This is a genomic window from Paraburkholderia sp. 22099 (assembly GCF_052045835.1).
Lineage (GTDB): Bacteria > Pseudomonadota > Gammaproteobacteria > Burkholderiales > Burkholderiaceae > Paraburkholderia > Paraburkholderia terricola.
The window spans coordinates 163,649-190,257 of sequence record NZ_JBQEPU010000010.1; the positions used below are offsets into that span (position 1 = coordinate 163,649).

Genomic DNA, 26,609 nt, shown 5'->3' on the forward strand with positions numbered 1-26,609 from the left:
GAGACGGTAAGGCATGCGCCGAAAGCCCGCAGCCGATCAAGCCGATTGCCGCGTCATCACCCGTTGCAACTCGCGCGGATCGACCGGCTTGGTGAAATGATGGTCGAAGCCGGCCGCCACCGCGGTTTGCTTGTCCTGCTGCTGGCCCCACCCGGTCACCGCGATCAGCAGAATATCGGCTTCCTCGTGTTCGTCGCGAATGCGCCGCGCCACTTCGTAACCGTTCAGCAGCGGCAAGCCGATATCCAGAATCACCGCTTGCGGACCGAACTCGCGGATCAAGGCCAAGCCGGCCATGCCGTCGCCGGCGGTCCGAACCTCGTGGCCTTCCAGTCCGAGCACCATCGCGAGGCTGTCGGCGGCGTCCGCGTTGTCGTCGACGATCACCACGCGCAGCGCGGCCTGAGGCGCCGTCTCGAGCGGCGCGCCGTCGCTCGCCTCGGCCGGCGCGTGCGAAAGCGGCAGGCGGATCACGAACTCGCTGCCGGTGCCGGGTCCGCTGCTGAACGCCGCGACCGTGCCGCCGTGCAGTTCGGCGAGGCCGCGCACCAGCGCAAGCCCGATGCCGAGGCCGCCTTGCGAGCGATCGAGCGCCGGCGCGAGTTGCGAGAACATTTCGAACACGCTGCCCAGATGCTCGGGCGGAATGCCGATGCCGGAATCGCGTACGACGATCACCGCCTGGTCGCCCTCGCGTTCGGCGGCGAGCGAGATGCTGCCGCCGGGCGGCGTGTATTTGGCCGCGTTGTTCAGCAGATTCAAAATCATCTGCGACAGGCGCGTGGGATCGGCGTCGAGATACAGCGGCTCGCGCGGCAACGTCACGCTCAAATGATGCGACGAGGCCTGCACGGTGGGCCGCGCCGCTTCCATTGCCGATTGCATCGAGCGCGCCAGTTCGAGCCGCTGCTTGCGCAATTCGAGCTTGCCCTGCGTGATGCGCGAGACTTCCAGCAGATCGTCCACCAGATGCGTCATGTGCTGCAATTGCCGGTCGAACACGTCGCGCGACCAGTTCAGTTGCGGATCGGCGAATTCCTTCAGGCGCAAGATTTCGAGCACGTTGCGCATCGGCGCGAGGGGATTGCGCAATTCGTGCGCGAGCGTGGCGAGAAATTCGTCCTTGCGGCGATCGGCTTTCGAGAGTTCGAGATTCAGCCGCTTGAGTTGCTGCTCCGCGCGTCTGCGTTCGGTAATGTCGCGGTTCACGCTGACCGCGCCGTAAACGTCGCCACGCGCGTTCGCCAGCGGCTTGACGACGGTTTCGCAGACCCCGCGCGAGCCGTCGCGCCGCACGAACGGCAGTTCGCTGCGCCACGTGCCCTCGGCGGCGAGCGCGGCGAGCGCTTCGCGGCGAATGCGCAGCGCGTCTTCCGGCGGGTGGAACATCGAGACCGGCTTGCCGAGAATCTCGCCCATGCGATAGCCGAGCATGCGCTCGCCGCCCACGTTGAAATCGGTGATGTTGCCGCGCAGATCCGTGATCACGATCGCGTCGCTCAGGTGCTCGAAAATCGCCGCCTGGCGCAGCAGCACGGTCTGCGCTTCCTTGCGCTCGGTAATGTCGATGCCGAGGCCGTAGATGGTCAGCGGCTCGCCGCGTTCGTCGTAAGTGGCGCGGCCGCGGCCTTCCATCCAGCACCAGTCGCCGCTCGCATGCAGGAAGCGGAATTCCGCGACGTAATCGTCGCCGCTTGCCACCGCCCGGTCGACGGCCTCGTTCAGCGCGGCGAGGTCGCCCGGATGAATCAGTTCGAAAAAGCCGCCGCGCATGTTGGCGAAGCGCCCCTCGGCGTATCCCGCGAGCGCTTCGAGTTCGCGGCTCCACCAGAACTTGCCCGACTTCGGCTCGTGCGACCACGCGCCCATGCGCGCGCCGCGCATCGCGAGACTCAGCACGTCGCGGCTTTCCTGCAACTCCTTGCGCGCCAGTTGATGCGCGGCCACCGACGCCTCCGCGTTGCGGCGCGCCAGCAGCAATTCCTGTTCGTACTTGTGGCGATCCGCGACGACCAGCACCGCGACTTCGAGGTAGCTCGCGTCGCCATGACGGCGGCGCACCGCGTTGAGCAGCATCGGCACCGTATGGCCGTCGCGATGCATCATGTTCAGCTTGATCTCGGCGACCGAGCCCTGCGTGCGCAGAAGCGGCGCCCAATGCGTCTCGTAGAGCACCTTGCCGCCGCTGCTCAGCAGGTCGCCGATGCGGCGGGTTCCCGCGAGCTGCCCGGCGCCATAGCCCAGCCAGTCGCAGAACGTGGCGTTCACGCGCAGGATGAGGCCGTCGGGATCGGCGACGAGCAGGCCGCAGGCGGCATGCTCGAACAACGCATCGGCGGACGGCAAGGGCGGGTCCATGCTGTGCATCGCGTTACCCGGACAGCATGGTTCTGCCGAAGCCATGCTCAAGCACCGTGACGCGCTCGTTGCTGCCCGAAACCGGTATGTCGCTGCACTGGGGGATGCTCATGGTGGGTCCTGAGACGTGCAGGGAATAAAGCATGCTCGATCCTGGAACGTGCACGGAATAAAACGTGAATGTAGGAGACCCGCGCGAGACCACGCGAGGCCCGGCATTCGCGGAATGTTACCGCAGTCTTGCCGATCCGCGAGGCGCGTCGGCGGTGAGGCGCGCTGATCGCCAGTCAACCGGTCTTGATGCGCGGCTGCGGCGCGTCCGGCGGTTCCAGCCCGAAGCGCTCGTATTGCGAAATCACCTGGGCGCCGAACAGCAGCAAGGTCGCCAGCCATTCGAGGCTGAACAGGATGACGATCGCCATCGTCAGCGACCCATACACCACGCTCACCTGCGAGAGCGTCGCGAAGTACCACACCAGCACATGCCGCGTGATTTCCCACAGGAGCGCCGCGACGATCCCGCCGAGCAGCGCATGCTTGAGCGAGGGCCGCCCGACCGGCATCACCATGTAGATCGAGGTCAGCACGAAAATCTCGCCGGCGAGCCCGAGCAGATACAGGACGACGCGCGAGAATCCCTGCAACGAAACATGCGTGCCGAACAGATCGACCGCTTCGGCCCCCATCACGTCGAGCCCGCTCGACACGAGCGTGACGATCAGCGAGCCCACGCCGAGAAAAAGAATGTAGCAATAGGGCAGCAGCGCGGAAAGCAGGAAGTGCCGCCGGCGGATCACCACGCGATGCACGAAAATCAGCGACATCGCGTTTTCCAGCACCGTAAAGGCGAGCGAGCTGAAGAAGAGCATCGTCAGGAACAGCACCCAGCCGACCACCTCGCGGTGCGCCAGGAAATGGGCGAGTTCGCGCACCAGCGCGCCCGATTGACCCGGCACCAGCCATTGCAAAAGATGACCCAGCGCGGTGAGCAACGTGTGCTCCGGCACTACGCGCGACAACGCGATCACGATCAGGATCATCAGCGGCACGATCGACAACAGCGCGTAATACGCCACCGCCCCGGCGAGCAGCAAGCCCTGATTCGCGCGGAACGCCTTCAGCGTTTGCAGGACGAAGGTGCCGGGATGTTTGGCCACATACAACGCGTGTTCGTCGATGATGGTTCGCATGGTCGCTCACGACGCGCGTCGCGGAGCCTGCCGACATGCAGCGGGTGCGGGCGCGCTTGTTGTCGTACCGTAAGCAAGAACGCAGCCATCCCGCGTGGCTGAACCGACTCTCGCCACATAAGTCGCGGGAATGCGACTTGCTGCGCCTTTCATCGACCTTGCCTGGAGTCCGTCGGAATCCCATACATTGAACAACGCGTCTGACAAGCCGGAAAACCCGCACGATCCCGACCTCGTGGTCGCCCGGCCAGAAGGTTTGTACTGCCCGTGCGGCGACTTTTATATCGATCCCTGGCGGCCGGTCGAGCGGGCGGTGATCACGCACGCCCATTCCGATCACGCGCGCGTCGGGCACCGTCATTACCTTGCCTCGCAAGCGGGCGCGAACGTGCTGCTGTCGCGCTTGCCCGGCATCGCGCTGCAAACGCTCGCCTATGGCGAGCGGCTGGAGCTCGACGGCACGACCGTCTCGCTTCACCCGGCGGGACATGTGCTGGGTTCGGCGCAACTCAGGATCGAGCACAAGGGCCGCGTGTGGGTCGCATCGGGCGACTACAAGCTCGACCCCGATCCGACCTGCGCTGCGTTCGAGCCGGTGCGCTGCGGGACCTTCATCACCGAGTCGACGTTCGGGTTGCCGATCTATCGTTGGGACGCGCCGCAAGCCGTGTTCGACGGCATCGATTCATGGTGGCGTCACAACGCGTCGCAAGGACGCGCGTCGGTGCTGTTCTGCTATTCGTTCGGCAAGGCGCAGCGCGTGCTGGCGAGCGTCGACGCGGCCATCGGACCGATCTTCTGTCACGGCGCCATCGCGCCGCTCAATCGCGCGTATCGCGAGGCGGGCGTGCGCTTGCCGCCGGTGCGCCTCGTCGGCGAAATAGCGGCGAGGGACAAGGCCGCTTTCAGGCAGGCGTTGATCGTGGCGCCGCCGTCCGCGCAAGGCAGCGCATGGCTCAGGCGTTTCGGCGACTATAGCGACGCGTTCGCGTCGGGCTGGATGCGCTTGCGCGGCGCGCGGCGCCGGCGCGGCGTCGATCGCGGCTTCGTGCTGTCGGATCACGCCGATTGGCCCGGCCTGCAAAGCGCGATTCATGCGACGGGCGCGGGGCGCGTCATCGTCACGCATGGTTCGGTCGAACCGATGGTGCGCTGGCTGCGCGAACAGGGTCTCGAAGCAGGCGCGTTCGACACGCAATACGGAGACGACACGGTGGAGGCCGACGCCGCGGGCGGCGACGAAACGGCCGCGACGAGCGGCGCTTCGCCGGTGGAAGCCACACAAACCACGCAAGCCACACAAGCGACACGAGATGACACGCCGAACGCGGCCGATCTCGAAGCCGGACCCGCGGCCGACAACACGACGAGCGGCCCATGAAACGCTTCGCCGCCCTCTATACCGCGCTCGACGCGACCACCTCGACGCGCGACAAACTCGAAGCGCTCACCAGCTATTTCTCGGCGGCCGAACCGGAGGACGCCGCATGGGCGTCGTACTTTCTCGCCGGCGGCAAGCCGCGTCAATCGGTGCCCACGCGTCTGCTGACCGAAATCGCCCGTGAGCGGGCCGGCTTGCCGCCGTGGCTATTCGAGGAGTCGTATCACGCGGTGGGCGATCTGGCCGAAACCATCGCCCATATCCTGCCGCCCGCGCAACGCAGTTCCGAACTCGGCCTCACGCAATGGATCGAGCAACGCGTGCTGACGCTGCGCGGCGTCGCGCCGGAGGAATTGCGCACGCGCTTGCTCGGTTACTGGGACGAACTCGATTGGGGCGGACGGTTTCTGCTAACCAAGCTGATCGGCGGCGGCTTTCGGGTCGGCGTGGCGCGGCAACTCGTGGTGCGCGCGCTCGCGGAAGTGGCGGGCGTCGACCATAAACGGATCGCGCAACGCATGGTGGGCTGGACCGACTCGCGGCAGAAACCCGACGCCGCGCGTTATCTGCGCCTGATCGCTCCGGAGAGCGGCAGCGAAGAGGCGCGGCAAGGCCTAGAAGTGCATCATGCCGCGCATGACGACGATGCGGGTTTGCCTTATCCGTTCTTTCTCGCGCATCCGTTGCAGACCGACCCGGCGACGCTCGGCGAGCCAATGCAATGGCTGATCGAATGGAAGTGGGACGGCATTCGCGCGCAACTCGTCAAACGCGCGGGCCGCGTGTGGTTGTGGTCGCGCGGCGAGGATCTGATCACGGAGCGCTTTCCCGAGGTCACGGCGCTCGGCGACGCGTTGCCCGACGGCTTCGTGATCGACGGCGAGATTCTCGCGTGGGAGCCCGGCGCGACGGCGCCCTTGCCGTTCGCGCGCCTGCAACCGCGCATCGCGCGTAAAACGCTGACGAAAAAAGTGTTGGCCGATTCGCCCGCCACCTTGCTCGCCTACGATCTGCTCGAAGCGCGGGGCGATGATCTGCGCATGATGCCGCTCGTCGAGCGGCGCGCGCGCCTCGATGCGCTGGCCGCTTCCGTCGACGGCAGCCTGGCGCGCGATCTGTTGCGCGTCTCGCCGCTGGTGCGCGCGTCCGATTGGCAAACGCTCGCCGCGCTGCGCGCAGAGAGCCGGGCACGCGGCGTCGAAGGCTTGATGCTCAAGGCGCGCGATTCGATGTACGGCGTGGGCCGCACGAAAGCCTCCGGCACATGGTGGAAATGGAAGATCGATCCGTATGCGGTGGACGCGGTGCTGGTCTACGCGCAGCGCGGTCATGGCCGCCGCGCGAGTCTCTATACCGACTTCACCTTCGCGGTGTGGGATGAAGCGGACGGCGTGCGTACCCTCGTGCCGTTCGCGAAGGCCTATTCCGGTCTCACCGACGAGGAAATGCGCCAGGTGGATGCGATCGTGCGCAAGACCACGGTCGAGAAATTCGGCCCGGTGCGCAGCGTGACGCCCACGCTCGTGTTCGAAATCGGCTTCGAGGGGATTCAGGCGAGCCCGCGTCATAAGTCGGGCGTGGCGGTGCGCTTTCCGCGCATGCTGCGCTGGCGCACCGACAAGCATATCGACGACGCCGACACGCTGGCGATGCTGAAGGGCTTCATCGACGATCGCGCGCAATAAGTGCAATAAGCACAGCAAGCGCAGCAAGCGGCAAGCATCGCTTTCGTACCACGTTCACACCAGCTTGCCCGCTTGCCGCAGCGCGTCGACAATCGCCGCGAAGGCACGCTCGCGGGTTTCCGGATCGGGCGCGCGCAACGCAAACGAAGGGTGATACGTCGCCACCACGCTGTACTCGCCATGCTTGATCGGCCGGCCCAGCACGTCCTGCATGCGGATGTTCTTGTCCTCCAGCACGGCCTTCAATGCGGTCACGCCCAGCGCCACGATCACGCGCGCGCCGGTGGACTGCAATTCTTTTTCGAGCCAGTAAGCGCAGGCGTCGATCTCGCGCTGGGCCGGCGTCTTATGCATGCGCCGCTTGCCGCGCGGCGTCCATTTGAAATGCTTGACCGCGTTGGTCACATAAACGTCATGCCGCGCGACGCCGGCCTGCTCGAGCGCGTGATCGAGCAGCGCGCCCGCCGGGCCGACGAACGGCTTGCCCGCCAGATCTTCCTTGTCGCCGGGCTGTTCGCCGACGAGGATGATCGGCGCATGCTTCGGCCCCGCGCCGGGCACGGCTTGCGTCGCGTTTTTCCATAGCGCGCAGCGACGGCACGCGTCGAGCGACCTGGGTTGCTGATCCGGTTGGACGTCCGCAGCGGCGGAGGCATCGGCATCCTCAGCGGCACCCGCAGCGGTGGAGCGCGATCGTCCGGATTTCGAGGTGGGCATGATGAGCTTCGAAGCGTTCGACAGACGCCAGCGCGATCGACCGCGCCGGCGTCGCGTATTGCGTGTTACGGCGCCGTGACGTTCTTCTTCTTCGCCAGGTCCTGCGCCATCTGATAGTGCTTTTCGATTGTCGGCAAGGCCTTTTGCGCCGCGCTCTTCAGCTTCGCATCCTGGCCGTTGGCGATTTCGTCCTGAAACGCGGACACCGCTTCCTTATGCCCCTGCAAGCCGACCTTCTGAATGTAGGCCGTATCGAACTCCGCGCCCTTCAACGGACGCAGGCTGTCGAGAAGGGCCGTGTCGGAGTTGTCCTTCGGCACGCTCACGCCGCGCGGCGCGGCCATCTTGAGTTGCACGGTCAGCTTCGTATGATCGGCCGCCATGTGGCCGGCGAATTTCTTCACGTCGCCATCGCTCGAGCGGCTCATGGCGAGTTTCGCGGCGTCGATTTCGGTTGAACTCGACATCGACGCGGCCTGGACGAATTTCTTGTCCGCTTCCGGCAGGGGATTGGCTGTCGTCGTCGAGGCGGCTTCGGTTTGTGCGTGGACCGGAACGGCGAAAACAAGGGATTGGGCGATGCACGCGGCAAGGGCCGCGTGCACGATGAATGTGCGTTTCATAAGAACTCCGAGGTGAGATCCGGTGCCGGCGGGCGATGGATCGACATGCGCAAAACAGCAAACGCCGTTCCCCGCGTTGCGCTATGGTGGTGTCGTGTGCCTCGTGGGACCGTGTACCGGCTGCGTGCTGCGAGACCGTGTTGGAAAACGGCGGACGTTGCGCGGCAAGCGGCCTGGTTCGCCGCGCTGCGGGAGCGAATCTTGCACCGCTCGCGCAGGTTGCTCGAGCGCCGCTCGCGCGCGACCGAAGAACAGGCACAGGGAGAAGACAGTGACGCTCGACCCGGGAATGGACAACAGCGACGACGTGGTGGTCTGGCGGCCTATCCAGTACGCAATGGCCTCGCATCGGCGCGTGCTGGTGGTGGACGACTACCGCGAAGCGGCCGACGCGTTGCAAATGCTGCTGAACGCCGACGGCTTCGAGTGCCGCGCACTCGAAGATCCGCTCGCGGTCTGCGAGATGGCTTGCGAATGGCAGCCCTTCGCGGTGGTGCTGGACATCAAGATGCCGGACCTGGACGGGCTCGAACTGGCGCGCCGCCTGAGGGCCGATCCATTGACCGCGCATATGCTCCTGATCGCCTGCACCGCTTTCGCCTCGCGCGACGACCGGGCGCGCGCGCGAGCCGCCGGTTTCGACGCCCACTGCGCGAAGCCGTTGACGCCGGAACGCCTGCTGCGGGTACTCGAATCGGCGGCCGCGTTGCATGCGGCCGGGCCGCCGTAAAGTTGCGCAACGTTTGAAAAAACGCATGGCATACATGCGAGTAGTAGCCGATTCATGCACGACCACAACGTCGATATGCCGGCCCGGTTGGACACTTCGCCACCAACGCGGCACATCCCGGCGCGCTTCTTCACACTTCGCGGCACATTTCGCGGCGGCATACCCTTAGGCAAAAACCCCTGGCTCGAAACGCATCATGCGCGATCCCTCGCGGGTCCGTGGGTTGCTGCGTGCAACACAACGGCCGCGCCGGTTCACGACGCGCCGCGCCTGTTCATTCGCACTCTGGAGATAGCCATGACCGACACGCAACGTCCCACGCCACCGTTTCCCAGGCAGCAACAGGATCACACGCCCGGCACCACGGCGGAAATGAAACCGCAGCCCGACCACGGCGAAAAATCCTATAAAGGCTCGGGCCGTCTCGCCGGCAAGGCGGCGATCATCACGGGCGGCGACAGCGGCATTGGCCGCGCCGTGGCGATCGCGTTCGCCCGCGAAGGCGCGGACGTGCTGATCTCTTATCTCAACGAAGACGACGACGCGCGCGAAGCCGCGCGCTGGGTGGAAGAGGCGGGCCGCAAGGCGGTGCTGCTGCGCGGCGATATCACGAGCCCCGAGCATTGCGAGGAGATCGTCAGGCGCGCGGTCGAGGCGTTCGGCCGGCTCGACGTGCTGGTCAACAATGCCGCGTACCAGATGAGTTACCCGTCGCTCGACGCGATCAGTGACGAGGAGTGGGACAAGACCTTCGATACCAACATCGGCGCGATGTTCAGGATCACGCGGGCGGCGGTCAAGCATATGAAGCCCGGCGCCTCCATCATCAACACCACGTCGATCAACGCCGATCATCCGAACCCCGGCTTGATCGCCTATGCGACCACCAAGGGCGCGATCCAGAACTTCACCGGCGGGCTCGCGCAATTGCTGGCCGAGAAGGGCATACGCGCGAATTGCGTGGCGCCCGGGCCGATCTGGACACCGCTGATTCCGTCGACGATGCCCGCCGAGAAAGTCGAGAAATTCGGCCAGCAGGTGCCGATGAAGCGTCCCGGTCAGCCCGCCGAACTCGCGGCGGCCTATGTGATGCTCGCCTCCGATGACGCCAGCTACATTTCCGGCGCGACGATCGCGGTCACCGGCGGGTCGCCCATTATTTAACTGGCTTGCGCATTGCCGCAGCATGGCGGCATGAAGAAAAAAACCGGCGCATCGCCGCATGACGATGCGCCGGTTCTGTTTTTGTCAGCCTGGTGCCGGGTCCAACCTACTGCGTGCGCGACAGTTGCTTGGAAACCGCGGCCGGGCTGTCGTAGTTCTTATCCGGCAACTCACCGACGAGATCCACGATGTCCTGGTTTGCGCCGTTGCTGCGCGCGGCTTCCACCAGCTTTTCGCGCGTCGTCGGATAGTCGACACCGTGCAGCGCCTTTTGCACTTCGATCGGGTTCGGCTGGCCGGGATGCCGATGGTCCTGCGAGTGACTGGGATGCTGTGCCATGTGTCTCTCCTTCTCAGTGCATGCGAGGTTGCGAAACGCCTTCGAGCGTGTTGGCGACCTCGTCGCGCGACGCGCTGTCGGCCCGCGTGGCGATGTCGCCGAGCGACAGCGCGCCGACCAGGTTCTTGTCGTGATCGACCACCGGCATGCGGCGCACCTGCGCGGTGGCCATGCGTTGCTGGACGGCATCGACGTCGTCGTCGTCGAAACACCATTGCACATCCGTGCTGGCGAAATCGCGTACCGGCGTGTTCGCCGGGCAGCCGGTGGACAACGCGCGCACCGCGAGATCGCGATCGGTGATCATGCCGATCAGCCGATGGTTCTGGCACACCGGCAACGACCCGACGTCGTAGCGCCGCATCAATTCGGCTGCATGCTGAATGGTGTCGTTGGGTGTCACATTGACGACGTCGCGCGACATGATTTCGTGGACGTGATGCATGGATACCTCCTGAACGAGTGGAGTGTGAGGCGCATGGCAAGCAGTGTTCTCGCACTGCCGCGGCGCGTAATGCCGGCTGCGCGGAGTCGATTGAAAGAAATGCGGGTTCGCTGCACATCTTGCAATGCCCGTCGCGCCGGCCGGCAGCGGCGTTGCCGCGAGTGCGGCTTGCTTCGCGTGCCACGCGTGGGGAGGACTTGCGTGCGAGGCTCGCGAGCCGCCCCATGAAAAACGCGCATCACGCGTGCCTGCGAAGCGCGGCCGGCGCCTTGGCACGGCGGCATGGTGGCACGTGGCTTGCGCGCGCCGTTCGTATTGCGCGACCTACCGTCCGGAGGACATCCAATGGAAACCCCCACAGCACAAGCGGCGCTGGACCTCGCGCCGAGCGACGTCCAGCGCGTGCCGGTGACGTTCGAGATCAACGGCAAGACACACCGGTTCGAGATCGAGCCGTGGACCACGCTGCTCGATCTGCTGCGCGAACGCTGCCACCTGAGCGGCATCAAGAAAGGCTGCGACCACGGCCAATGCGGCGCCTGCACCGCGATCGTCGACGGCCAGCGGATCAATACCTGTCTCGCGCTCGCGGCCGTGCGCGACGGCGCGTCGATCACGACGATCGAAGGTCTTGCCGACGGCGACACGCTGCATCCGGTTCAACAGGCGTTCATCGATCACGACGCCTTCCAGTGCGGCTACTGCACGCCGGGGCAAATCTGCTCGGCCGTTGCGATGCTCGCCGAAGGGCACGCGAAAAACGCCGACGACATTCGCGAACTGATGAGCGGCAACCTGTGCCGCTGCGGCGCGTACACGAATATCGTCGCGGCGATTCTGGATGCGGCGCAGCGGTCCGATCAGCCGCTCACGGCGCCGGGAGCGCGGCCATGAACCGCTTTTCCTATACCCGCGCAAGCGCGGTGTCCGAGGCGATCGACCAGCATCGCGCGCATGCCGCCGCCGCGTTCATCGCGGGCGGCACGAATCTGGTGGACCTGTTGCGCGAGGACGTGGCGCATCCGGCCACGCTGGTCGATATCAACCGTTTGCCGCTCAGGCAGATCGAAGCCACCGGCGACGGCGGCCTGAGAATCGGCGCGCTGGTGACGAATACCGCGGTGGCCTACGACGAGACCGTGGCCGCGCGTTACCCGCTGCTTGCCAAGGCGATCCTGGCGGGGGCGTCCGCGCAGATTCGCAATGTCGCGACCGTCGGAGGGAATCTGCTGCAACGCACCCGCTGCCTTTACTTCTACGACGCCGGCACGCCGTGCAATAAACGCGAGCCGGGCACCGGCTGCTCCGCGATGGAAGGGGTCAACCGCATGCACGCGATTCTCGGCGCGAGCGATCAGTGCATCGCCGTGCATCCGTCGGACATGTGCGTGGCGCTGGCGGCGCTCGACGCGACGGTGCATCTCGCCGGCCACGACGGCACGCGCGCGCTGCCGTTCGCCGAGTTCCATCGCCTGCCCGGCGAGACGCCGCACATCGATACGAACCTGCGCGACGACGAACTGGTGATCGCCGTCGAATTGCCCAGGCGAGGCTTCGCCGAACATCACGCTTACGTGAAAGTGCGCGACCGGGCCTCGTATGCGTTCGCGCTGGTGTCCGCCGCGCTCGGCGTCGAACTGGACGGCGACATCATCGTTCGCGCGCATTGCGCGCTCGGCGGCGTCGCGCACAAACCGTGGCGCGATCTGGATGCCGAAGCCGTGCTGCGCGGCAGACCGCTGAACGCCGCCACCGTGCGCGGTTTCGCGGACTCGCTGTTGCGCGAGGCGCAAGGGCGTCGCGGCAATGCGTTCAAGATCGAACTGGCGACGCGCGTGATCGTGCGCGCGTTCGAACTGGCGACGCAGCGTTCGTTCGAGGAGGGCGCATCATGAACGGGGCCGACACTTTTCCGGCGACGCGCGCCGTGGGCGTGCCGCACAAGCGCGTCGACGGCAAGCTGAAAGTCACCGGCGCCGCGCAGTATGCGGCGGACTACGCCGCCAATGGATTGACGTATGGTTTCGTGGTGTCGAGCACGATCGCGAGCGGCCGTATCGTGGCGATCGATGCGTCGGCGGCGCTCGAACTACCCGGCGTGCTGCTCGTGCTGACGCATCTGAATCGCCCGCCACTGCCGCTGGCGGACCAGCCCTACAAAGACATGGTCGCCCCCGGCGGCACGCCGTTCAGGCCGCTCTGGGACGACCGCGTGTGGTACAGCGGACAACCGGTCGCGCTGGTGGTGGCGGAAACGTTGGAACTGGCGCGCCATGCGGCCTCGCTCGTCAAGGTCCGCTACGAACACACGCCGCATCAGACGGAAATGAGCGAAGCGTTGATGAGCGCTGTGCCGCCGTCCACGGAAAAGGGCGGGTTCGATCCGCCGCCGTCGCCGCGCGGCGACGCGGACCGCGCGCTGGCGAGCGCGGCGGTGCGGGTCGACGGCTTCTACAGCACGCCCGCCGAGTATCACAATCCGATGGAAATGCACGGCTGCACCGTGGTGCCGGACGAGCATGGGCATCTGATCGTTTATGAAAAGACCCAGGGGGTGGTCAACACCAAGCGTTATCTGACCGGCGTGTTCGGCCTGAAGGACGACGAGGTGCAGGTGGAGTCACCCTTCGTGGGCGGCGCGTTCGGTTCGGGTTTGCGGCCGCAATATCATCTGCCGCTCGCCGTGATGGCGGCGCGCGATCTGAAGCGGCCGGTGCGGGTCACGCTGACGCGCCAGCAGATGTTCACGTTCGCGCATCGGCCGCAATCGATTCAGCGCGTGGCGCTGGGCGCGTCGGCGGACGGCAAACTGCAGGCGGTGATTCACGAGGCGGTCGCGGAAACCTCGCGTTACGAGGACTACTGCGACGTGCTCGTGAACTGGGCCGGCCAGTTGTACGCATGCGAGAACGTCACGCTGGGCTACAAGGTCGTCAAGCTCGACGTGCCGACGCCGGCCGACATGCGCGCGCCGGGTGCGGCGCAAGGTCTTTTCCCGCTCGAAACGGCGATGGACGAACTGGCCGAAGCGTTGCAGATGGACCCGCTGCAATTGCGGCTCGTCAACTATGCGGAGCGCGACGCCAACAAGAATCTGCCGTTTTCCAGCAAGGCGCTGCGCGACTGCTATCGCGAAGGCGCCGCGCGCTTCGGCTGGGAGGGGCGGCCGCTTGCGCCGCGCGCGCGCCGCGAGGGCCGCGAACTGATCGGCTGGGGCATGGCGACCGGCGCGTGGGACGCGATGCAAAACGAAGCGGCGGCGCGCGCCGTGCTCACGCCTGACGGCCGCGTGGAAGTGTCGAGCTCCACCGCCGACATCGGCACCGGCACCTACACGGCGATGACGCAGATCGCCGCCGATGCGCTCGGCGTGTCGATTCACGATGTCGACTTCGAGCTCGGCGACACGCGCTTGCCGAAAGCGCCGATCGAGGGCGGCTCGTGGACGGTGTCGTCGGTGGGCAGCGCGGTTCACGTCGCGTGCGAACGACTGCGAAACCGCCTCGTCGAACTGGCGCGGCAATACGGCGGCGGGCGCTTCGCGATGGTTGCGCGCGACGAGGTGAGACGCGCCGGCAACCGGCTCGTCTGCGGCAGCGGCTCCGACGACGCGATCGGCATCGACGCGCTGCTGGCCCGCGCGGGTCTGGAAACGCTGGAAGAGCAGGCGAGCGTCAAGCCGCATGAAAAACAGCAGGCGTATTCGATGGGCACGCATTCGGCGGTGTTCGCCGAGGTGCGCGTGGACGAAGCGCTCGGCACCGTGCGCGTGACGCGCGTGGTCAGCGCCGTCGCCGCGGGCCGCATCGTGAACCCGAAAACGGCGGCCAACCAGATTGCCGGCGGCGTGGTGTGGGGCATCGGCATGGCGCTGCACGAGCACGGCCAGTTCGACCACGCGCTCGGGCGGCAGATGAACCACAACCTGGCCGAGTATCACATTCCGGTGAATGCCGACATCCACGATATCGACGTGCTGTTCGTGAACGAGCACGACGACATCGTCAATCCGCTCGGCGTGAAGGGCGTGGGCGAAATCGGCGTGGTGGGCGTGGCCGCGGCGGTGGGCAATGCGATCTGGCACGCGACGGGCAAGCGCGTGCGGGACTTGCCGATCACGCTCGACAAACTGTTCGCGTGAAGGCCACGCGTCTAACCGGTTCGCAAGGCTCCGCTCCTTGCAACCGGTCAGCGCGGGCAATCAACGTTCTAGCCGAACCGCCGGCGGCGGATAGCCCGCGGATCAATCCGCGTACTTGAATTCAGGCAGCGCTTCGAGCGATTTCTTGGTCGCTTCCGGCAGCACGATGCGGCGATTGTTGATCTGCAAATCGTTGAACGGCACGGCCACCAGATGCTTGCCGATGCCGAGGAAGCCGCCCACCGACAGGATCGCGTAGGTGCTTCTGTCACCGCTCGGCGAGACGATCAGATCGTCCAGGGTGCCGATGGTGTCCTTGTTCCTGTTGTAGACATCGGCGCCGGTCAGTTTCGATGCGCGGTAGCCGCTCGCGAGCTGGACCACGTCCGTGCGTCTTTCGGTGATGGCCTGGGGCGCGCCCTGAGCGTAGGTGTCGTTGGCGGCGAGCGTCGCGGCGAGTAGTACCGCCGCCACGAGCGGCGCAGTATGTAGGCTTCGCATGATGACTCTTCTCCCTTTTGTTCTTGCGCTTGTAACGGCGCGGGGTCGACAAGCTTTTCATCATGCTGGTGCAAAACTCGTGCCGCTTCATTGGCCGGAGGCCGCGTGCTCCGCGAAGCGAGACCTGCGAAAGCCGGGCCCGCAATTTGCTCCTTCGGGCGCGCTTGCTGTTTGCGCCATACACTAGAACACGCGTGCACGCGCTCGCGCTTCCACAGGAACCCCTATGTCATCCCAGAGCAGCTACTCGACGCGCATCGCGGAAGGCACGCCTTTTCCGCTCGGTGCGACGTGGAATGGAAGTGGTGTCAACTTCGCGCTTTTTTCCGCGCATGCAACAAAAGTCGAACTGTGTCTGTTCGATGAAACCGGCGAGAACGAAATCGAGCGCATCGAACTGCCCGAATATACCGACGAGGTTTGGCATGTGTTCGTGCCCAATCTGAAACCGGGCGCGGTTTACGGTTATCGGGTGCATGGGCCGTATGAACCGGAACAGGGGCATCGCTTCAACCCCAACAAGCTGCTGCTCGACCCGTATGCCAAGGCGCACATCGGCGAACTCAAATGGACGCCGGAAATCTTCGGCTATACGCTCGATGCCGAGGAAGGCGACCTCTCGTTCGACGAACGCGACAGCGCGCCCTTCGTGCCGAAGTGCAAGGTGGTGGACGCCAACTTCTCGTGGAGCCATCCCGAGCGCAGTGCGCTGCCGTGGGAGCGGGTGATCTTCTACGAAACCCACGTGCGCGGATTTACCCGGCGTCATCCCGACGTGCCCGACAATCTGCGCGGCACCTTTGCGGGGCTCGGGCAGCAGGTGGTGGTCGATTACATCAAGAGCCTCGGCGTCACGTCAGTCGAATTGATGCCGATCCAGACCTTCGTCAACGACAGCCATCTGCTCGAAAAAGGTCTCACCAACTACTGGGGCTACAACACCATCGGTTTCTTCGCGGCCGATCCGCGCTTCTTTGCTTCATCCACCGAATCGGTCGGCGAATTCAAGGAGATGGTGGACCGCTTTCATAACGCCAACCTCGAAGTCATTCTCGACGTGGTCTACAACCACACCGCCGAGGGCAACGAGCGCGGCCCGACGCTTTCCTTCAAGGGCCTCGACAACGCGTCCTACTACCGGCTGCTGCCCGAGGAGCCGCGCTATTACATCAACGACACGGGCACCGGCAATACGCTGAACCTGTCGCATCCGCGCGTGCTGCAAATGGTGACCGACAGCCTGCGCTACTGGGTGACGGAAATGAAGGTGGACGGTTTCCGTTTCGACCTCGCCACGATCCTGGGCCGCGAGCCGCACGGTTTCGACGAAGGCGGCGGCTTTCTCGACAGTTGCCGCCAGGACCCCGTGCTCAACAGCGTGCGCCTCGTCGCCGAGCCGTGGGACTGCGGGCCGGGCGGCTATCAGGTGGGCGGTTTTCCGCCGGGCTGGGCCGAGTGGAACGACCGCTTTCGCGACACCGTGCGCGAATACTGGAAGGGCGACGAAGGCAAGGTCGCCGATCTCGCCAAACGCCTGACCGGTTCGGGCGACAAGTTCAATCATCGCGGACGCCGCCCCTGGGCCAGCGTAAACTTCGTCGCCGCGCACGACGGCTTCACGCTCAACGATCTCGTCTCGTACAACGACAAGCACAACGAGGCCAACGGCGAGGACAACAACGACGGCCACTCGGACAACAAGTCATGGAACATGGGTGTCGAAGGTCCGACCGACGACGCCGAAATCCGCCAGCAGCGCGAGCGTCAGAAACGCAATCTGCTCGCCACGCTGCTGCTCTCGCAAGGCACGCCGATGATCCTCGCCGGCGATGAATTCGGCCGCACACAGAAGGGCAATAACAACGCGTATTGCCAGGACAACGAAATCAGTTGGGTGGATTGGGAGAGCATCGACGACGAAGGCCGCGCGCTCACCGAGTTCGTCAAGAATCTCACCACGCTGCGCCACCGTCTGCCAGTATTGCGGCGCGGTCGCTTTCTCACCGGCGAATACAACGAGGCGCTGGACGTGACCGACGCGCGCTGGCTTTCGCCCGACGGCGCGGACCTCACGCCGGAGCAATGGGACGATCCAGCGATGCGCTGCTTCGGCCTGGTGATCGACGGCCGCGCGCAGGCGAGCGGCATTCGCCGTCCCGCATCGGACGCGACCTTGCTGCTGGTGCTCAACGCGCATCACGACGTCGTCAATTTCACGCTGCCCGAGATTCCCGAGGGCGACCAGTGGACGTGTCTGCTCGACACCAACATGCCGGTGCGCTCCGAGTTGCCGCAATTCAGCGCCGGCGACGCGTATCAGGTGACGGCGCGCTCGCTGCTGCTGTTCGCGCTCGAAGCGCCGAGCCGCGCGACGCAACGCGTGTTCGACCGGCTGGAGGAGCAGCTCACCACCGACGAAAGCGAACCTCCCGCCCACGCTTGACGGATCGGGACGCGACAGTCCGCCAACACCAGCCGATAAACCGACGCGCCCGCGCCGGGTATAACGCTTGCTTCCTTGCGGTTGCCCGCGCGCGAGGCCGCCTTGCGCGGCACCCGCGCGGTGCCGGCCGATGCCGCTCGTCGCCACGTCCCAACCGAGGGTAATCACATGCAACAGCAACCTGAATCCGAACAGACCTCGCAAGAGGAAGAGATTCGCCGGCGCGCCTACTACCTGTGGGAGCACGCCGACGAGCCGAAGGGCACGCCCGACGAGTATTGGGAACGGGCGCGCGCCGAAATCGAAAAGGAAGCGCCGCCGATCGAAAGCGGGCCGATCGCGGAGGAACCTAAAAAATAACGCGCGCGTCGGATGCGAAGCCGCTGCCTGGCGGCGCTCGCACCATGGAGACGACGCAAACCCGTGCAGAACGACGAAGTGAAGGATTCTCCCGACCAGCCTGGCCCGAGACCCGCGACCCGCATTCAGGCTCCGCCCGCCGCCTTCGGCATCGAGGGTTTGATCGCGCTCGCCGTCGGCGTGACGGTGGTCGCGTGCCTGTACTTCGCGCGAGCCGTGCTGATTCCGATGACGCTCGCCATTCTGCTGAGCTTTCTCGTCGCGCCGCTCGCCAAGTCGCTGGCTCGCCTGAAGCTGGGCCATGTCGCGTCGGTGTTCGCCGCGGTGACGATTTCCGTGTCGGTGATCGGCCTGCTCGGCGCGGTGATCGCCAACCAGCTGACCGATCTCGCCGCCGGCATGCCGCGCTATCAGGTGACCGTCGAGCACAAGCTGGAAGCCGCGCACAAGCTGACCATCGGCAGGCTGAGCCATTTGGCCGGCATGGCGGGCCAGGCGCTGCAACGCGCCACCGTCGAACCCACGCAACGCGAGGCGCCGCGCAATGGCGCAGCGGCGGCGAGCGGCGCCGCGAGCGCCGCCCTGCCGGTCGAGGTGCGCGAGCCGGCGCCCACGCCGTTCGAACTCGCGCGGCGCGTGTTGTCGCCGGCGATCAGTCCGCTCGAAACGGCGTTTATCGTGTTCGTCGTGATGGTGGTGATCCTGCTGCAACGCGACGATCTGCGCGATCGCGCGATCCGTCTGTTCGGTTCGCGCGACCTGCACCGCACGACCACGGTGATGGACGAAGCCGCGCGGCGCCTGAGCCGTTACTTCGTGTCGCAACTCTGGTTGAACGCGGGCCTGGGGATGGCGATCGGCGGGGGACTGTTTTTGATCGGCGTGCCCAGTCCGATCCTGTGGGGCATTCTCGCGGCCTTGCTGCGGCTCGTGCCTTACGTTGGCATCTGGATCGCCGCCGCGCTGGCCACGGTGCTGGCCGCCGCCGTGAGTCCGGGATGGTCGATGGCGATCTGGTCGATTGCGCTCTTCGTCATCGTGGAGCTGTTGGTGGGGCAGGTGGTCGAGCCGCTGCTCTACGGACGCAGCACCGGGCTGTCGCCGTTCTCGGTGGTGGTCGCCGCGATTTTCTGGAGCTGGATCTGGGGGCCCATTGGGCTCATCGTGTCGACGCCGTTGACGTTGTGCCTGCTCGTGCTCGGCCGGCATGTGCGACGGCTGGAGTTTCTCGACGTGTTGCTCGGCGACCAGCCGGCGCTCACCCCGGTCGAGAACTTTTACCAGCGCGCGCTCGCCGGCGACCCGGACGAAGCGATCGAGCAGGCCGAGGTGTGGTTGCGTGAGCGTTCGTTGTCGTCTTATTACGACGAGGTGGCGATCAAGGGTTTGCAACTCGCGGCGAACGACGTGCTGCGCGGCAGCGTGACGGCGGCGCAGCTTGCGCGGATCGAGGCGTCGACGAACGATCTGGTCGATGGTCTCGACGGCTACGACGATCGCGTGCCCGCGAAGCCGACGCCGTCGACGCAAGAAAGCGCGAACCTCGTGGGGCCGATCGCGCCCTGGCGCGAAGCGGGCGCTGAGCCCACGGCGAACCCGGTTGTCGAAGCGGGCGATGTGGACCGCGACGCGGCGCAACGCATGACGCCACACATGACGAGCAATACGAGCAATACGAATGCGGGCGCGGCGGAAAGCACCATGCAGGCCACCGCGCTTGCTGCAACCGGCGACACGTCAGGCCAACGCGCCGGACCAACGCGTCACGCCGCGAGCAACCGGGTCTTGTGCATTCCGGGGCGCGGGCCGCTCGATCCGCTCGCCACCACCATCCTGTTGCAACTGCTGGGGAAACACGGCTTCATATCGCGCGCGGTGCCGCACGAAGCGGTGTCGCGGGCGTCGATCGAGACGCTCGATGCGGACGACGTTGGGACTATCTGCATCCTCTATCTACAGATCGAAGGCATCCCCTCGCATCTGCGCAATCTGGTCAAGCGCATTCGCGCGCGCTTGCCGAACGTTGCGATCGTCGTCGGCTTGTGGACCGCGCAGGATGTCGAAAAATGGAGCGACGACCTGCAAGGCGCGTTGGGCGCCGAGTGTCATGCCGCGTCGTTGCAGGAGATGCTCGCCGCGTGCGGGCGAATCGAGGCGCCCACGAGCGGGGAGAGCCTGGCGGTGGTCAACGCCTAGCGTTGCGCGGCGCTTCGGGCGGTGGCTCGACTATCTCGACCCCTCGACCCTTGAGCACGACGTCGTGGCCGCCGCTCGACGCAACCGCGCCAGCCTGTGCGGCTTGAGTTGTCGCCTGTTCACCTTCCTGACTGGAACCGCGCGGTCATCTGAAAACCGACCGTCACGCGCGCGGTGGGAAAGCATGCGCAATGGATTGATCGCTTCATGCCTCTGTCAACGTTTGTAAATTCTCTTCTATCCCGATTTCATTTCGTTGACCTGCCGGACTTTGAATGGTCAGTTAACACGTTCCGCAGCTAATGCTGTGTCGCTGGTCTTTTACGGGAGCAGGGAGTGGCAGAATTCGATTCATTACGCGAGGGCGTCGCGGGACGCCAGGCATATTTTCTGGATGTGCCGGGCACCGCAAGCGCGGCGGCGCTCTCGGTCGTGTCATTCAATGCGACCGAAAAGATGGGCGCACCAACCGAAGTGCGCATCGGGTTGACCCACCCGCAGCAGCTTGCGCGCGCCGATTACCTGAACCTGGACGCGTGCTTTTCCGTGGTGGCCGACGATGGCGCTGTGAAGAAGTTTTCCGGGTACATCGAACGCTTTTCGACGGTCCAGACCACGAAGGATTTCGTCAGATACGAAATCGAATTGAAGTCGCATCTGGCACGGCTCAGGGCCGTCACGCGCAACAGGATTTTCCAGCACGGCACGACACCGGACATTCTGAAGGCCACCCTGCAGGGTCATGGCATGCGGGACCATCAATTCCGGTTCGGGCTGCGCAAATCGTATCCCCAGCACGCATTCCGCATGCAGTACGGGATGACGGACTTTGACTACGGGCACATGCTCCAGGAAAAATCGGGCGTGTACTCGTATGTGGTCGAGACCGAACACGGCGACCAGGTGGCGTACGGCGACGATATCGACCACTACATCTACGAGCCGCAACTGGTGGTGCCGTACCGTGAGGCGGCGGGACTCGAAGCGGATGGCGTCGAGGCAGTAACGTCACTGAAGACGCACACCCGGACGGTGCCGCAGTCGTTCACGGTCGCGGACTATAACCCGGATGCCGCCTGGGAGCGTTTGAGGGACGAGGCGAACGTCGCGCCGCAAGACCCCACCACTTACGGCCAGCCGTATGTCTATGGCACCCATCACCTCGACCAGGCGGGCGCGCAATGGGAGGCGCAGCTTCGCCATGAAGCGGCCATCGCCCGGCAGATCGTGTACGAGGGCGAGAGCAACGTGCTCGCGTTGCAGTGCGCGCGCGTGTTCGAAACGGACGTGGCATTACCCGATGCGCCGAAAGGCATGGTCATCATTGAAATCACGCACAGCGGCGCGCGCGACAGGCCGTATTCGAACACCTTCAGGGCGATACCCGCCGACCGGCGTTTCCGCCTGGAACTGGAACCCGAGAAATGGGCCAGGGTGAGCGGCACACTCAGCGGCCGGATTTGCAGCCCGGACAGCTATACCTACTCGTTCATCGACAGGGACGGGCGTTATACGGTCCGCTTCGATTCGGACTTCGAGGCGTGGCCCAATGGCGGCGAGAGCGTGCCGCTACGCCTGGCGAAGCCGTTCGCGGGCAAGGGGCAAACCGGCATGCACTTCCCCGCGCTGGACGGTGCCGAAGCCGTGATTACCTGCCGCGACGGCGACCCGGACAAGCCTGAAATCAGCGGGTTCCACCATCACAGCCAGGCGCGCGACCTGGTGACGAATGACCGGCGCTGGCTCTCGCGCAACATGATCCGCACGCAGAAGAACAACAAGCTGCGCATGGAGGACTGGGCGGGCCAGGAAGGGATCAAGCTGAGTACGGAACACTCGGGCAAGTCGCAACTGAATCTCGGCTACCTGGTGAACAGCAGGCTTGAATACCGGGGGGAAGGCTATGAGCTTCGGACTTCCGGGTATGGCGTCGAACGCGCGGGCGAGGGCGTGATGGTCACGACCTACGACCGTCCCGGCGCGGGCGGCAGGCAACTGGACATGCAGGAGACCATCGCCCAGCTCGAACGCGCGCTGGCGACGGCGAAGGCGCTGGCGGTATCCGCCAGCAGCGCGAAGGCCGAACCCGCCGACACTGACGCCCAGCAGCAGGTGAAGGACGATCTGGACGGCCTGAAAAAGCCGGGGCTGGTGATGAGCACGCCCGCCTCTGCGGGCATCGTCGCCGGTGGCGGCGTGCAGTTTGCCGCGCAGGACAGCATCAACGCCGTGGCGGGAAAAAACATCGACTGGAGCGTGCTGAAGCGTTTCACGGTCGCGGCGGGCGAGAGCATTTCGCTGTTCGCACAGAAGCTCGGGCTACAGATATTTGCCGCGAAAGGCCCGGTGGAAGTCCAGGCGCAGGCCGGCCCGATGTCGCTTGTTGCCGACAAGGATGTGAACATCGCCAGCGTCAATGCAAAGCTCAAGGTCTCAGCGGCGAAGGAAATCATCCTGGAGTGCGGCGGCGCGTTCGTTCGGATCGCGGACGGCAGCGTTACCCTGGGCGGTCCCGGCGACCTGTTCATCAAGACCATCACCGTGCAGAAAAAAGGCCCGCTCTCGCTCTACGGCGCAACGCCCTGGTCGGTGCTTCCGCAGCCGTCGATCTGCCTTGAGTGCATGATCCACGCCGCCGGGCAAGGCGCGATGACCCTGGAGCGCTAATGATTCCCGCACATGTTGATGAACATCTCCGTCAGTACCGGAAACGCCATTACAGCGGCCGTGTGCTGGTGCTTGTCGATGGCATCCAGTACCAGCAGCATACCGGCCAGCAACTCATTCCCGAAGATGACATGGTGGTTTCGCTGTTCGCAGGCACGAAAGACATTGCCCTCGCACACGCGGGGCCGTGGCTGGTTGACCCGAAGACCGCGCGGGATCGTGTTGCAGACCTTGGCGAACTGGAACAGGCCCGCCCTGGCGTGATCTGGCTGATTACCTCGGAGAACCTGGAGAGGCAGGCCGAGAAGTTGCGCCCACACCTGGACACCCGATTGCCTAACAGGCGTTCCGCCCTGCTGCGTTTCTGGGACCCCAGGGTACTGCATGCGCTGGATGCGGCATGCCAGGACAAGGCCAGCCGGGGGCTTTTCAGGACTGCCGCAGCATGGCAATACCTCAACGAAGGACAACGTTTCACCATCAACGACAATGGAATTCACTGACGAGCAATGGGCGGTTCTGAAGGCCTGCGAAGACCGCAACTACGTGGACTTCATCCGGGGACATATCGTGCGTGATTACCCCGCGCTGGCCGACGATCCGACCTTGCGCGAGCGGCTCAATGCAGCCTACGCGCGGACAAAGGAACTGGGCTTTACGCATGATGGCCCGATAGTCGATTTTCTCTACATGGAGGCGAGCGATCCGGGCTTCTACAAAAATCCGGCGGTCACTGCGTGGCTGAACAAACCGGGCGTTCCGGGCGAACAGCGGTTTGAAATGCTGCTGCAAGGGACGCGCAAAAAGCAGCAGGAAATGAAGGAGAAACATTAATGGGTATTCCATTCCCGGCCACGCTAGGTCCAGCCATAAACGCATTGATGCAGACTGCCCCGGTGCCGCTACCCTTGCCAACGCCTGCACCGTCTGCGGGTCCAGCGGGCGGCGCAGGCGCGGGCGCGGAGGGCGGATTGGATTCGCTCCCGCGCGACCGGAGCCGCGAGCGCGAAAGGCCATGCAAGTGCCCGCCTGAGAAAGGCGCTATTGTGCAAAAGAACCACAGCATGAACCCCGAGCCGCGACGTTATCAGGCCCGGATTACCGGTTTCGAGTATGGGATAGTAACGGACGGTAAAGGTCGAGATACCAGCCAAGGTTGGAATAGGGAATGGGAATGGCTCGGTACAGACTTCGATGGATTCCAGCCATCCCAATGCCTTCTGCAGGAGGCAAAGGGAAATTATGACCAATTTATCGGCGGAAACGGACAGCCCCTTGAATTCTTCAAAGGCTTTACAGGAATGGCCGAGCAGATTAAAAAGCAGGGCACGAGTGTGCGCGGAAATCCTCCGGCCAAGTTAATGTGGTATTTCCAGACTCCGAAGACAAGAGTGCTTATGTTGCCAACACTGCAAAGATTGGCTGTTCCTTCTGTCTGCCAGCCGTGAGGAAGTAATGAATCTATCCGAGCAACATCGTGATCGTACTAATCTTCCCAATGCAGATTGGGAAGATCATATGCGCCGCCTTCGTCCGGTCCTGGATCTGTTGAAAGCAAAAGATCGAACGTTAGGCGAATGGTATTTAAAAGGAGAAACCGAACGGGAGGCACTTCAGTACCCCGCCTATGACGGCGTGGCTCCAGCCAAGGCCGCTATTGAAGCGCTATCGAGGGAATATGGGAAAAAAATAAAGACGATCCAAAGACAGTCGGAATATGGAATGGAGTTCGAGCGGATCAAATAGGTGCCTCAATATCGGTTGAAATCGACGGAGGGGAAATTTTCCCCAAGTCGCTGGAAATTTCGCTTAACGAAAAAGATGAAAGACTAGGCTCGCGGCTTGGCGACTATAGATCGGTGGCCGAAGTGCTTTCCGCTGTCGTTCGAATCTATGATTCGCTTTACGTTACATTTGGACCGTTTTTTTATTACACGAACAAGGTATTCGAAGACCGCCCCGGCGTAAGCTGGATGCTCTACCTGCCGCACGCTCTCACTGCGGCGCAGGTCCCTGAAGCGCGCGCCCTGATTCCGGTCGTGCATGACGACAAGCAACTAGGCACGATCATAGTCAGCGTGACTGATGACGTGTTCGACGTGAACAACCGGGATCATGTCAAGGCGGCGAACGATATTGAAATCCGCCTGGCAGACCAGGACCTGTTGCCGCGATTCGTTGATCTTTGATGGTCTGTTGTCCCGGACCGCTTGCGACGCCGGGACGCGAGCTGACGAACGCCTGCGAAGTGACGTGCGAGCAATCATCGAGGATTACTTCACCCGGCAGGGAACCGACGAACTGGCCTGACGGATTTCCGCCGTCAGACATGGCCCAGCGAGTGGGTCGGCGTAAAGCCACTACAGCGGCCGTGTGCTGGCGCTTGTCGATGGCATCCAGTACCAGCAGCATACCGGCCAGCAACTCACGCCCGAAGATGACATGGTGGTTTCGCTGTTCGCAGGCACGAAAGACATTGCCCTCGCACACGCGGGGCCGTGGCTGGTTGATCCGAAGACATCGCGGGACCGTGTTGCAGACCTTGGCGAACTGGAACAGGCCCGCCCTGGCGTGATCTGGCTGATTACCTCGGAGAACCTGGAGAGGCAGGCCGAGAAGTTGCGCCCACACCTGAATACCCGATTGCCTAACAGGCGTTCCGCCCTGCTGCGTTTCTGGGACCCCAGGGTACTGCATGCGCTGGATGCGGCATGCCAGGACAAGGCCAGCCGGGGGCTTTTCGGGACTGCCGCAGCATGGCAATACCTCAACGAAGGACAACGTTTCACCATCAACGACAATGGAATTCACTGACGAGCAATGGGCGGTTCTGAAGGCCTGCGAAGACCGCAACTACGTGGACTTCATCCGGGGACATATCGTGCGTGATTACCCCGCGCTGGCCGACGATCCGACCTTGCGCGAGCGGCTCAATGCAGCCTACGCGCGGACGAAGGAACTGGGCTTTACGCATGATGGCCCGATAGTCGATTTTCTCGACATGGAGGCGAGCGATCCGGGCTTCTACAAAAATCTGGCGGTCACTGCGTGGCTGAACAAACCGGGCGTTCCGGGCGAACAGCGGTTTGAAATGCTGCTTCAGGTTGCACGAAAAAAACAACAGGAAATGAAGGAGAAACACTGATGGTTGGCATATTTCCTCCGGGGCTTGGAGCGGCAGGCCAGGCGATAGCCCAGGCTGCCCCCATGCCGCTGCCGTTGCCATTGCCTGCACCGTCAGCGGGGCCAATGAGCGGTAGCGGCACAGACGCGGGTACAGGTGGCGGATTGGACTCTCTACCGCGTGACAGGTCTCGCGAGCGCGAAAGGCCATGCAAGTGCCCGCCTGAAAAGGGCGGTAAAAAGGTGGAGCGATACCACAGCATGAATCCCGAGCCGCGACGTTATCAGGCCCGTATGACTGGCTACGAATACGGGATAACCACAGACGGAAAGGGTCGTGAGACTAAAGACGGCTGGAATATGGAATGGGCATGGCTTGGCACAGACTTCGATGGCTTCCAGGCTTCGCAATGTCTCTTACAGGAGGTGTACAGACCGGGGACATAGCTGACAGGTGTGCGAGGACATGGTTGACACTTCCGGGTACGAAAACGCCCGGTCCCGACCATGCCCTGGAACGCAAGAGACACCATGAGCCTCAGACA

At 64.3% G+C, this 26,609-nt stretch carries 26 protein-coding genes; 19 read left to right on the forward strand and 7 right to left on the reverse strand.

What is annotated here, in order from left to right; all coding sequences use genetic code 11:
• Positions 1-36: 36 nt before the first annotated feature.
• Positions 37-2,358, reverse strand: a complete 2,322-nt coding sequence (locus ACTJLC_RS12470) for a hybrid sensor histidine kinase/response regulator (protein WP_227470543.1) — start codon at positions 2,356-2,358, stop codon at positions 37-39.
• A gap of 287 nt (positions 2,359-2,645) precedes the next feature.
• Positions 2,646-3,548 carry a YihY/virulence factor BrkB family protein gene (locus ACTJLC_RS12475; protein WP_073428431.1) on the reverse strand — a complete coding sequence of 301 codons (903 nt, stop codon included), beginning with the start codon at positions 3,546-3,548 and terminating at the stop codon, positions 2,646-2,648.
• Positions 3,549-3,735: 187 nt separating this feature from the next.
• Here ACTJLC_RS12475 and ACTJLC_RS12480 point away from each other — a divergent pair, with 187 nt between their 5' ends.
• Positions 3,736-4,929, forward strand: coding sequence for a ligase-associated DNA damage response exonuclease (locus tag ACTJLC_RS12480; RefSeq protein WP_310134262.1), 1,194 nt, complete (start codon positions 3,736-3,738; stop codon positions 4,927-4,929).
• Positions 4,926-6,614 carry an ATP-dependent DNA ligase gene (locus ACTJLC_RS12485; protein ID WP_310317972.1) on the forward strand — a complete coding sequence of 563 codons (1,689 nt, stop codon included), beginning with the start codon at positions 4,926-4,928 and terminating at the stop codon, positions 6,612-6,614. Before ACTJLC_RS12480 ends, ACTJLC_RS12485 begins: the two co-directional genes overlap by 4 nt.
• A gap of 54 nt (positions 6,615-6,668) precedes the next feature.
• Here ACTJLC_RS12485 and ACTJLC_RS12490 read toward each other — a convergent pair whose 3' ends face one another.
• Together ACTJLC_RS12490 and ACTJLC_RS12495 are read right to left on the reverse strand one after the other, a co-directional pair.
• The gene (locus ACTJLC_RS12490; RefSeq protein ID WP_310134260.1) at positions 6,669-7,331 is read right to left on the reverse strand and encodes a UdgX family uracil-DNA binding protein; all 663 of its coding nucleotides are present in this window, start codon (positions 7,329-7,331) and stop codon (positions 6,669-6,671) included.
• Positions 7,332-7,396: 65 nt separating this feature from the next.
• On the reverse strand, positions 7,397-7,954 hold the full coding sequence (locus ACTJLC_RS12495; protein ID WP_073428427.1) for a DUF4142 domain-containing protein: 558 nt from the start codon (positions 7,952-7,954) through the stop codon (positions 7,397-7,399).
• Positions 7,955-8,225: 271 nt separating this feature from the next.
• On the opposite strand from ACTJLC_RS12495, the gene ACTJLC_RS12500 reads away from it, so the two are divergent.
• Both ACTJLC_RS12500 and ACTJLC_RS12505 read left to right on the forward strand, forming a co-directional pair.
• Complete coding sequence (locus ACTJLC_RS12500) at positions 8,226-8,684, forward strand: response regulator (RefSeq protein WP_154873231.1); 459 nt, start codon at positions 8,226-8,228, stop codon at positions 8,682-8,684.
• 297 nt (positions 8,685-8,981) lie between these two features.
• Positions 8,982-9,848: an SDR family oxidoreductase gene (locus tag ACTJLC_RS12505; RefSeq protein WP_154873232.1), complete on the forward strand. Its 867-nt coding sequence runs from the start codon at positions 8,982-8,984 to the stop codon at positions 9,846-9,848.
• Positions 9,849-9,954: 106 nt separating this feature from the next.
• Here ACTJLC_RS12505 and ACTJLC_RS12510 read toward each other — a convergent pair whose 3' ends face one another.
• Positions 9,955-10,188 (reverse strand): DUF2795 domain-containing protein, encoded by a 234-nt coding sequence (locus ACTJLC_RS12510; RefSeq protein WP_073428424.1) that lies wholly within the window; start codon positions 10,186-10,188, stop codon positions 9,955-9,957.
• A 13-nt stretch (positions 10,189-10,201) separates the two neighbouring features.
• Positions 10,202-10,633 (reverse strand): CBS domain-containing protein, encoded by a 432-nt coding sequence (locus ACTJLC_RS12515; protein ID WP_073428423.1) that lies wholly within the window; start codon positions 10,631-10,633, stop codon positions 10,202-10,204.
• Positions 10,634-10,978: 345 nt separating this feature from the next.
• On the opposite strand from ACTJLC_RS12515, the gene ACTJLC_RS12520 reads away from it, so the two are divergent.
• The 3 genes from ACTJLC_RS12520 to ACTJLC_RS12530 are packed head-to-tail and all read left to right on the forward strand — an operon-like array spanning position 10,979 to position 14,774.
• Positions 10,979-11,527, forward strand: coding sequence for a (2Fe-2S)-binding protein (locus ACTJLC_RS12520; protein ID WP_073428422.1), 549 nt, complete (start codon positions 10,979-10,981; stop codon positions 11,525-11,527).
• Complete coding sequence (locus tag ACTJLC_RS12525; RefSeq protein ID WP_114164534.1) at positions 11,524-12,528, forward strand: FAD binding domain-containing protein; 1,005 nt, start codon at positions 11,524-11,526, stop codon at positions 12,526-12,528. Before ACTJLC_RS12520 ends, ACTJLC_RS12525 begins: the two co-directional genes overlap by 4 nt.
• The gene (locus tag ACTJLC_RS12530) at positions 12,525-14,774 is read left to right on the forward strand and encodes a xanthine dehydrogenase family protein molybdopterin-binding subunit (protein WP_310134257.1); all 2,250 of its coding nucleotides are present in this window, start codon (positions 12,525-12,527) and stop codon (positions 14,772-14,774) included. Before ACTJLC_RS12525 ends, ACTJLC_RS12530 begins: the two co-directional genes overlap by 4 nt.
• Before the next feature lie 102 nt (positions 14,775-14,876).
• Here the strand turns inward: ACTJLC_RS12530 and ACTJLC_RS12535 are convergent, their stop codons facing one another.
• Entirely contained in the window at positions 14,877-15,275 is a 399-nt protein-coding gene (locus tag ACTJLC_RS12535) for a PRC-barrel domain-containing protein (protein ID WP_090518724.1), read from the reverse strand.
• Positions 15,276-15,501: 226 nt separating this feature from the next.
• On the opposite strand from ACTJLC_RS12535, the gene glgX reads away from it, so the two are divergent.
• From glgX to ACTJLC_RS12595, 12 genes are all read left to right on the forward strand, one after another.
• A complete protein-coding gene (gene glgX / locus ACTJLC_RS12540; protein ID WP_310134255.1) occupies positions 15,502-17,718 on the forward strand; it encodes a glycogen debranching protein GlgX in 2,217 nt (738 codons plus the stop codon).
• Between the two features lie 168 nt (positions 17,719-17,886).
• Positions 17,887-18,078 (forward strand): DUF2934 domain-containing protein, encoded by a 192-nt coding sequence (locus ACTJLC_RS12545; protein WP_073428417.1) that lies wholly within the window; start codon positions 17,887-17,889, stop codon positions 18,076-18,078.
• A 78-nt stretch (positions 18,079-18,156) separates the two neighbouring features.
• A complete protein-coding gene (locus tag ACTJLC_RS12550) occupies positions 18,157-20,274 on the forward strand; it encodes an AI-2E family transporter (RefSeq protein ID WP_310134341.1) in 2,118 nt (705 codons plus the stop codon).
• Positions 20,275-20,610: 336 nt separating this feature from the next.
• Complete coding sequence (locus tag ACTJLC_RS12555; RefSeq protein ID WP_310317969.1) at positions 20,611-22,941, forward strand: type VI secretion system Vgr family protein; 2,331 nt, start codon at positions 20,611-20,613, stop codon at positions 22,939-22,941.
• Positions 22,941-23,444: a DUF4123 domain-containing protein gene (locus tag ACTJLC_RS12560; protein WP_310134251.1), complete on the forward strand. Its 504-nt coding sequence runs from the start codon at positions 22,941-22,943 to the stop codon at positions 23,442-23,444. Before ACTJLC_RS12555 ends, ACTJLC_RS12560 begins: the two co-directional genes overlap by 1 nt.
• A complete protein-coding gene (locus tag ACTJLC_RS12565; RefSeq protein ID WP_310134248.1) occupies positions 23,431-23,775 on the forward strand; it encodes a hypothetical protein in 345 nt (114 codons plus the stop codon). Before ACTJLC_RS12560 ends, ACTJLC_RS12565 begins: the two co-directional genes overlap by 14 nt.
• A 230-nt stretch (positions 23,776-24,005) precedes the next feature.
• A complete protein-coding gene (locus ACTJLC_RS12570; protein WP_310134243.1) occupies positions 24,006-24,389 on the forward strand; it encodes a restriction endonuclease fold toxin 5 domain-containing protein in 384 nt (127 codons plus the stop codon).
• 7 nt (positions 24,390-24,396) lie between these two features.
• The gene (locus tag ACTJLC_RS12575) at positions 24,397-24,687 is read left to right on the forward strand and encodes a hypothetical protein (RefSeq protein WP_440844115.1); all 291 of its coding nucleotides are present in this window, start codon (positions 24,397-24,399) and stop codon (positions 24,685-24,687) included.
• Positions 24,688-24,800: 113 nt separating this feature from the next.
• Positions 24,801-25,130: an immunity 52 family protein gene (locus ACTJLC_RS12580; protein ID WP_310134237.1), complete on the forward strand. Its 330-nt coding sequence runs from the start codon at positions 24,801-24,803 to the stop codon at positions 25,128-25,130.
• Positions 25,131-25,314: 184 nt separating this feature from the next.
• Positions 25,315-25,755 (forward strand): DUF4123 domain-containing protein, encoded by a 441-nt coding sequence (locus tag ACTJLC_RS12585; protein ID WP_310134235.1) that lies wholly within the window; start codon positions 25,315-25,317, stop codon positions 25,753-25,755.
• Complete coding sequence (locus ACTJLC_RS12590; RefSeq protein WP_440844117.1) at positions 25,742-26,086, forward strand: hypothetical protein; 345 nt, start codon at positions 25,742-25,744, stop codon at positions 26,084-26,086. The genes ACTJLC_RS12585 and ACTJLC_RS12590 overlap by 14 nt, the downstream gene beginning before the upstream one ends.
• Before the next feature lie 239 nt (positions 26,087-26,325).
• The gene (locus ACTJLC_RS12595) at positions 26,326-26,511 is read left to right on the forward strand and encodes a Tox-REase-5 domain-containing protein (RefSeq protein ID WP_440844119.1); all 186 of its coding nucleotides are present in this window, start codon (positions 26,326-26,328) and stop codon (positions 26,509-26,511) included.
• The last annotated feature ends 98 nt before the right edge of the window (positions 26,512-26,609 follow it).